Origin of the sequence: Paraburkholderia sp. CNPSo 3272 (assembly GCF_024206495.1) — a bacterium.
Taxonomy (GTDB): Bacteria; Pseudomonadota; Gammaproteobacteria; order Burkholderiales; family Burkholderiaceae; genus Paraburkholderia.
This window is the reverse complement of sequence record NZ_JAMBPQ010000038.1, coordinates 59492-66715: the sequence shown is the minus strand read 5'-3', so window position 1 is coordinate 66715 and position 7224 is coordinate 59492. Positions and strand designations below refer to the sequence as shown.

The 7224-nt window shown below is 63.0% G+C and carries 6 protein-coding genes and 1 rRNA gene; 4 read left to right on the top strand and 3 right to left on the bottom strand.

What is annotated here, in order from left to right:
• Positions 1–68: 68 nt before the first annotated feature.
• Positions 69–182, top strand: a 5S ribosomal RNA gene (gene rrf / locus M3I53_RS30725).
• Between the two features lie 137 nt (positions 183–319).
• Here the strand turns inward: rrf and M3I53_RS30720 are convergent.
• Positions 320–1333 (bottom strand): LysR family transcriptional regulator, encoded by a 1014-nt coding sequence (locus tag M3I53_RS30720; protein WP_254319586.1) that lies wholly within the window; start codon positions 1331–1333, stop codon positions 320–322.
• A 166-nt stretch (positions 1334–1499) separates the two neighbouring features.
• On the opposite strand from M3I53_RS30720, the gene M3I53_RS30715 reads away from it, so the two are divergent.
• The 3 genes from M3I53_RS30715 (at position 1500) to M3I53_RS30705 (ending at position 5794) form a co-directional block, all read left to right on the top strand.
• A complete protein-coding gene (locus tag M3I53_RS30715) occupies positions 1500–3719 on the top strand; it encodes an FUSC family protein (protein WP_254319585.1) in 2220 nt (739 codons plus the stop codon).
• Positions 3720–3849: 130 nt separating this feature from the next.
• Positions 3850–4071: a hypothetical protein gene (locus tag M3I53_RS30710; RefSeq protein ID WP_254319584.1), complete on the top strand. Its 222-nt coding sequence runs from the start codon at positions 3850–3852 to the stop codon at positions 4069–4071.
• A gap of 196 nt (positions 4072–4267) precedes the next feature.
• The gene (locus M3I53_RS30705; protein ID WP_254319583.1) at positions 4268–5794 is read left to right on the top strand and encodes an acetyl-CoA hydrolase/transferase family protein; all 1527 of its coding nucleotides are present in this window, start codon (positions 4268–4270) and stop codon (positions 5792–5794) included.
• Positions 5795–5883: 89 nt separating this feature from the next.
• On the opposite strand, the gene M3I53_RS30700 is transcribed toward M3I53_RS30705, so the two are convergent.
• Positions 5884–6135, bottom strand: a complete 252-nt coding sequence (locus M3I53_RS30700) for a GlsB/YeaQ/YmgE family stress response membrane protein (RefSeq protein ID WP_028205641.1) — start codon at positions 6133–6135, stop codon at positions 5884–5886.
• A 187-nt stretch (positions 6136–6322) separates the two neighbouring features.
• Complete coding sequence (locus M3I53_RS30695; RefSeq protein ID WP_254319582.1) at positions 6323–7030, bottom strand: MgtC/SapB family protein; 708 nt, start codon at positions 7028–7030, stop codon at positions 6323–6325.
• Between the last annotated feature and the right edge of the window lie 194 nt (positions 7031–7224).

The window sequence follows — 7224 nt, the reverse complement described above, 5'->3', positions numbered from 1 at the left end:
TACGCTTCTTCCCGATTGGCTGTGGCGCCAGGTCCGAAAGACCCGAGTCGACGCAGCAACCCGTCATGCCTGATGACCATAGCGAGCTGGTCCCACCCCTTCCCATCCCGAACAGGACCGTGAAACAGCTCCACGCCGATGATAGTGCGGATTGCCCGTGTGAAAGTAGGTAATCGTCAGGCTCCTTATGCTGTAACGTCCCGAACCCCGGTGTCTCCGAAAGAGCACCGGGGTTCTGGCGTTTACGCATCTTCCGATGCATGAAAAAAAGCCGTCTTGTGGACGGCTTTATTCGTTAACCGCTTGCGCAAGCGCAGGCTTACTGCGCCGCTTTCTGCACAGCTGCTGCGGCCGCGGCGTCCTTCGCCAAAGCAACCTCGTCTGCGACGTCCGCAAGCTGCTCTTGAGTCAGTTCTTCAAGCAGCGCCAGGTCGCGCTCGATGACTTGCGGAACGTGTGCGCGCAAGAATTCCACCCACGTCCTGGTTTTCGCATCGACGAACTTGCGCGACGGATAAAGCGCGTACACGTTCGTCTTTTGCAGCTTGTGCTTCGGCAGCACCCGTACGAGCGTACCGTTACGCAGTCCTTCAATTGCCGCGTAGACCGGCAGCATCCCGATCCCCATCCCCTCGCGTATCGCCACTGCGAGCGATTCCGCGATATTCACCTGCACCGGTCCGTCCACCTGCATCTCGACGCTGCCGTCGGGTCCCTCGAGCGTCCACTCATGCGCCGGGAACGCCGGCGATTTCAGAATCAGGCAATCGTGATGCGAGAGATCGGCGGGTGTGCGCGGCGCACCGTGCGTATGCACATACCCAGGCGACGCACACAGGATGCTGTACGTCGAACCCAGCTGATGCGACACGAGATCGGAATTCGGCAGCGATGACGCCGTGACCACCGAGACGTCGCTGCTGCCCTCGAAGAGATCCGGCATGCGTTGCGAGAGCGTCAGTTCGACGGTGACTTCGGGATGCAGTGCTCGATAGCGCGAAATCGCCGGCAGCACGTACTGCTGACCGATACTCGCGAAGCTGTGCATGCGCAGCGCCCCGACCGGGCGTTCGTGCGCACAGCTCGCTTCTTCTTCTGCGCTATCGACATCCGCGAGAATCTGCGAGCAGCGCTTGAGATACCGCTCGCCGGCGGGTGTGAGCGCGAGCCGGCGTGTCGAGCGATTGAGCAGGCGGGTGCGCAAATGCGCTTCGAGCTCCGACACCGCGCGCGACATCGCGCCGGTGGTCGAATCCAGCGACTGAGCCGCGGCCGTGAAGCTGCCCGCTTCCACGACGCGCACGAACACGCGCATGTTTTGTAACGTATCCATCAGACCTTCTTGCCTTCTTGTTCGGTACAGAAACGATATTGTCCGCCTCTCGGGGCGCACCATTGTTGAGTGATCTGGAACGGAGGTTCCCCGCACGTCCCATTAATGCGGCGCAATGACGCTCCTACAATCGGCCCCTGTCTTCGAAACAGCCCGAACGTTTGTCATGAGCCGCCAGCCTGCGATACATCGAGCGTTCGACTCGCGTCGGCGCGCGGAGATCATATGGCGCGCCGCCAGACGGGCGCTGCGCGACTGGCAGGCCAGCGACGGCGCGATCTGGATCCATCTGCTGAAAACGGTCGCGGCCGGCTTGCTTGCCATGGGAATCTCCATGCTGCTGGATCTGCCGCAGCCGCGCATCGCGATGACGACGGTGTTCGTCCTGATGCAGCCGCTCTCGGGCATGGTGTTCGCCAAGAGCTTTTATCGCATCGTCGGCACTGCGGTGGGAATGGTCGCGGCGGTAGTGCTGGGCGCCGTGTTCGTCCAGGAGCCCGAACTTTACATACTCGGGATGACGGGGTGGGTGGCCGCATGTACGGCCGCCGCCATGAGGAATCGCCATTTCCGCTGGTACGGTTTCGTGCTCGCCGGCTACACGGCGGCGTTGATCGGCATTCCGCTCGTGATGCAGCCCAACGGTCTCTTTCTCGCCGCACTCGGCCGCGGCGCCGAAGTGGCCGTTGGCATTCTCTGCTCGGGCATGGTCAGCGCGGTGATCGTGCCCCGGCAGTCGGGCTCGTTGCTCGATCGCACCCTGCGCTCACGCTATCTGAATTTTACTGCGTTCGCTGCGGCGGTGTTGGCTAGGCGGCTCGAAAGGGGCGCATTCGAAGGGCGATTTGCGAGTCTCGTCGACGATGTCGTCGGCTTCGAGGCCACGCGCGCTTTCTCATTTTTCGAAGATCCGACGATGCGCTCGCGCAGCGGCCTGCTTTCGCGGCTGAATTCCGAATTCATGGATGCCTGCGCGCGACTGCACGCGTTGCGTCAGTTGCTCAAAAGGCTGCATTGGAGCGACGCGGCGATCACACCGCTCGCGCCATACTTCGGCGAGCTGGCCGCGCTGCTCGCCCAGCGGCCGAGCCGCAACGAAACCGATCGCGCCTATGCCCGGCGGCTCGCCGATGGGCTCGAAGCGTTCCAGCGCACGCTGCCGCGTCATGTGCGCGAGACGCGGCGGCCGCTCGAACATGCGCTGCCCGAAGCGCTGCCCGACTTCGACACCTCGGCCGAACTCATCTATCGCTTCACGGCCGAAATCGTGCGCTACAGCCGCTCGTGGGCATCGCTCATGGAAGCGCGTCCTGCGCAGGAGCCGCGCGCCGCGCGCTACGTGCCCCGCACGAGCTGGTACGTGGTGGCGTTCACCTTCGTGCGCACGGCCGTAGTGGTGGCGGCGCTGGGCTGGTTCTGGGTCGAAACCGACTGGCCGAGCGGCGGCCTCGCGATGATCGCGGCCGCACTCACGTGCGCGCTCACCTCGTCGGCGCCGAACGCGTCGCGCATGGCCGTGCAGATGGCGGTGGGTGCGGGCTTTGCCGCCGTGACGGGCTATCTCTTCACCTGCTACGTCTATCCCAATGTCGATGGCTTCCCGTTGCTCTGCGCGACACTCGTTCCTGTGCTCGCCATCGGCGCTTTTCTCGCCACGCGCTCGCGCATAGCGGGCTATGGCGTCGGCTTCTCGGTGTTCTTCTGCCTGCTGGCCGGTCCGGACAATGTGATCGTCTACACGCCGGATCTGCTGGTCAACAACGGCATCGCCGTCGTCGCCGCGATGCTGGTCGCTTCGCTCGCTTTCTCGGTGGTGTTTCCGCCGCATATGAGCTGGCTCGTCGAGCGCATGTGCGTAGCGTTGCGCGGCCAGGTCGTGCTGGCTTGTCATGGGGAGCTCGATGGCCTCGGGCAGCGCTTCCAGTCCGGTACGCACGATTTGATGCACCAGTTGAGGCTCTTGTTGAACGGACGCCGCCAGGCGCACCGGCGCGCGCTGCGCTGGATGCTCGTCACGCTCGAAGTCGGGCACGCCGTGGTCGATCTGCGCAACGAGGCGCACGCGGCATCCTGGCTCGACCGCCATGACGCGCGCTGGCCTGAGGCGCTCGTGCGCGTACAGGAGGACATCGCGCACCTTTTCGAGAACCCAGACGGGGTCGCGCTCGACCACGCGCTCAGCGCCGTGCGCGCCGCGACCTGGATCGCCCAGGAGGCGCTTGCCACCGTGCATCACGAGCGGGAGAGGCGGCATGAGGCGCAACGGTTGCTGAGCCATCTGCACTTCATTCGCAGCGCGCTGCTCGACCGCGATGCGCCGCTCGGGCCGCTGGCGCGCCGCGCACGTCGCACTCGGGCGCCGCGCAGATCGTTGAATACACAATGAAAATGCGGACCCCGCGCGATCTTGCTGCAGTCTGGAAATATGCCTTCCACGCCGCCTTCTTAATCATTTCGACCCTGGGTCATATAGTCACATCACTGCTTCGCAGTACCCATTAGCACTGGAGAGTAAAATGAAGTCCCTGAAGATCGCTGTTGTTGCCTGTTCGCTGTTTGCCGCCGCCGCTGCTTATGCACAGAACGAAGCACCGGCAGCGAGCGTCCCCCAGCAGGTTGCGCAGTCCGCTGCCCCGCAGGCAGCGCAAGCGCCCGCCCACCGCGAAATCGTAAAGCCGGCAAAGAAGGATGAATGCGTCGGCCCGGTCAGCTTCTGCAATATTTATTTCGGTAGCTGAGATCGAGAGCACGCCAGCCATGTGCAGGCGTACGCTGAAATCTTGTGCCGCGACGCCTTCAAATGGGTGCCGCGGCTTTGCGCATTGTGGCTGCACAAAACACTGCAACAGTGTTTTGTGAAACTCGCAGTGCACGACCGCCGATGCAAGACCTGAAAATAGGCACCAGGCGATCAGAGAGTTTGTGGAGACTTTGATGTACGAAGACCGTATTCGTTGTGCCGCCTTGCGCGGGAAAATCACTTCGGCTGCCGAGGCGGCCCAACTCGTGCGCAACGGCATGCGCGTCGGCGCGAGCGGCTTCACGCGCGCGGGCGACACGAAGGCCGTGCCGCTCGAACTGGCGCGCCGCGCGCGCGAAGAGAAAGAGCCGCTGCGCATTACGCTGATGACGGGCGCCTCGCTCGGCCACGACGTCGATCGCATGCTGACCGAAGCGGGGGTGCTCGAGCGCCGTCTGCCATTCCAGGTGGACGCGACGCTGCGCAAGGCCATCAACCGCGGCGAAGTGATGTTCGTCGACCAGCATCTTTCGGAAACCGTCGAGATGCTGCGCGCGAACCTGCTCGGCAAACTCGATCTCGCGATCATCGAAGCCGCCGCGATCACGGAAACCGGCGCGATCGTGCCGACCACCTCGGTCGGCAATTCGGCGAGCTTCGCGATTCTCGCGGAGAAGGTGATCGTCGAGATCAATCTCGCGCAGCCGCTCGCGCTCGAGGGCCTGCATGACGTGTGGATTCCTGGCCGCCGCCCGCATCGCGATCCGTTGCCGATCGTGCGTCCGCAGGACCGTGTGGGTACGACCGCCATCGAAATTCCGCCGGAGAAGATCGCCGCCATCGTCATCACGAACGAAGCGGACAGCCCCTCGACCGTGCTGCCCGCCGACGAAGAAACCGCGCGCATCGCCGGGCACCTCATCGAATTCCTGCAGCACGAAGTGAAGCACGGCCGCATGAGCGCGCAACTGCCGCCGCTGCAGGCCGGCATCGGCACGATTGCGAACGCGGTGCTTTCGGGCTTCGTGGATTCGCCGTTCGAAGCGCTTACGATGTACTCCGAAGTATTGCAGGACTCGACGTTCGATCTGATCGATTCCGGCAAGATGGTATTCGCCTCGGGCGCATCGATGACGCTCTCCGCGCAACGCCAGGCTCAGGTGCTCGCCGAACTCGACCGCTATCGCGACAAGCTCGTGCTGCGTCCGCAGGAAGTGAGCAACCATCCCGAAGTGATTCGCCGCCTCGGCTTGATTGCGCTGAACACCGCGCTCGAATGCGACATTTACGGCAACGTGAATTCCACGCATGTGGGCGGCACGCACATGATGAACGGCATTGGCGGCTCGGGGGATTTCGCGCGCAATGCGTCGTGCGCGATCTTCGCGACCAAGGCGATTGCGAAGGACGGCCGCATTTCCAGTATCGTGCCGATGGTGCCGCACGTCGATCACAACGAGCACGACGTGGACGTGATCGTCACCGAGCAAGGCCTAGCCGATCTGCGCGGACTCGCGCCGCGCGAGCGTGCAAACCTCGTGATCGAGCGTTGTGCGCATCCGCTTTATCGCGACCTGCTGCGCGACTACTATCGCGACGCACTCAAGTTCGGCGGCCAGACGCCGCACGATCTCGCGCGCGCGTATGAAATGCATCTGCGCTTCAATCAAACGGGTACGATGCTGCCCGAAGCGATGGGCGGACTCGTCGCGAACGCCTAACGTCCAAAGCGCTCGCATTTAGAAGCACACAAAACAAAACGGGAGCACCGGCAACGGTGCTCCCGTTTTTCATCGACAGCGCGAATTCGCTACGCTCGTCGCACGAGGCGGATGATGAAGAGCAGAATGACCGCGCCGATAATGGCGGTAATGATCGAGCTGATGATGCCGGCGCCGATATGAATGCCGAGCACCCCGGCAAGCCAACCGCCGATGAACGCGCCGACAATGCCGACGATGATATCGACGAACAATCCGAAGCCGCCGCCTTTGACAAGAACGCCAGCGAGCCAGCCTGCGATTGCGCCGATGATGAGCCAGGCAATGATGCCGTGTTGCATATGAATAGACTCCCCTTGTTGGCGTGAACGAATCACGGTGAATGGAGCTTAGTCCAAGGGCGAATAGGCGTCCATGAAACGCGGCCAGAATTGACAGTTCTTGAAAACCGCCGCCGATAGTTTTAAAAAACGCAATGAATCAGAAATGCATTCGTAAGGAATGCAGGCCGACGCAGTGCGCAAGCGCTCATTCGGGCGCGATTTCGGGTTCCGTGGCGGTCCAGCTTACGCTCGAGACGCCTTTCTCCATGCTCATGCGGTTCGCCAGGAGTTCCAGCTTCGATTGGTACTTCGGATGCAGGCGCATTGTCGCCGTCACGCGCAGGCGCGGCGGATCGCCGGCCACGTCCTCGCTCGTGAGGCTTTGGAACGAAAGCGGCGTGGAGTACAAAGAGTTCGAAAGCAACGTGCGGATATGGACTTCGTCCTCTTCGCGGCAGACCACCGTAAGCACATAAGCGCGCACGAGATCCGCATTGGAAACGGGCGACGCGTTGATGATGCGGCTCACTTCGCGCAGCACGGTATTCGTGAGCAGCACGACGACGGTGCCGGCCACCGCCGGGCCGTAATGGCCCGCTCCGCACAGCACGCCTACGGCCGCCGAGCACCATAGCGTCGCGGCGGTATTGATGCCCTGAATCGAGCCCTTCTCGCGCATGATGACGCCGCCGCCCAGAAAGCCCACGCCAGAGACGACATAGGCGGCGATTTGCGTCACGCCGGTCGAGCCATTGCCGGTCAGCACGCCGAGCGTGACGAACAAGCATGCGCCGCTTGCCACGAGCGTGATCGTGCGCAGACCGGCCGTGCGTTGGCGAATCTGGCGTTCAAGGCCGATGGCGACGCCGCAGGCGAACGCCGCGAGAAGGCGCAGGGCGAATTCGAGAGTCATCGTTTTGTCATGAAAGCGCAGGGCGGGCCGCATGCCTTGCGGCTCTCGTGCAAGGCGCGGCGGGGCATTGCAGTGCGCCCCGGCGGCTCGTGGATCATACGCGGGACAGGGCTTTGCGCCAAGCTGTCCGCGCTGTCATGTTCGAGTCAGGATCAGGCCACGGCTCGTGGGCGAAACTGCTCTCATTCGTATGG

What these genes read in the sequence shown, in the direction of transcription:
- M3I53_RS30715 (WP_254319585.1), top strand. Translation starts at nt 1,500, where the DNA reads ATGAGCCGCCAGCCTGCGATACATCGAGCGTTCGACTCGCGTCGGCGC.
- M3I53_RS30695 (WP_254319582.1), bottom strand. Translation starts at nt 7,030, where the DNA reads ATGACTCTCGAATTCGCCCTGCGCCTTCTCGCGGCGTTCGCCTGCGGC.
- M3I53_RS30710 (WP_254319584.1), top strand. Translation starts at nt 3,850, where the DNA reads ATGAAGTCCCTGAAGATCGCTGTTGTTGCCTGTTCGCTGTTTGCCGCC.
- M3I53_RS30705 (WP_254319583.1), top strand. Translation starts at nt 4,268, where the DNA reads ATGTACGAAGACCGTATTCGTTGTGCCGCCTTGCGCGGGAAAATCACT.
- M3I53_RS30700 (WP_028205641.1), bottom strand. Translation starts at nt 6,135, where the DNA reads ATGCAACACGGCATCATTGCCTGGCTCATCATCGGCGCAATCGCAGGC.
- M3I53_RS30720 (WP_254319586.1), bottom strand. Translation starts at nt 1,333, where the DNA reads ATGGATACGTTACAAAACATGCGCGTGTTCGTGCGCGTCGTGGAAGCG.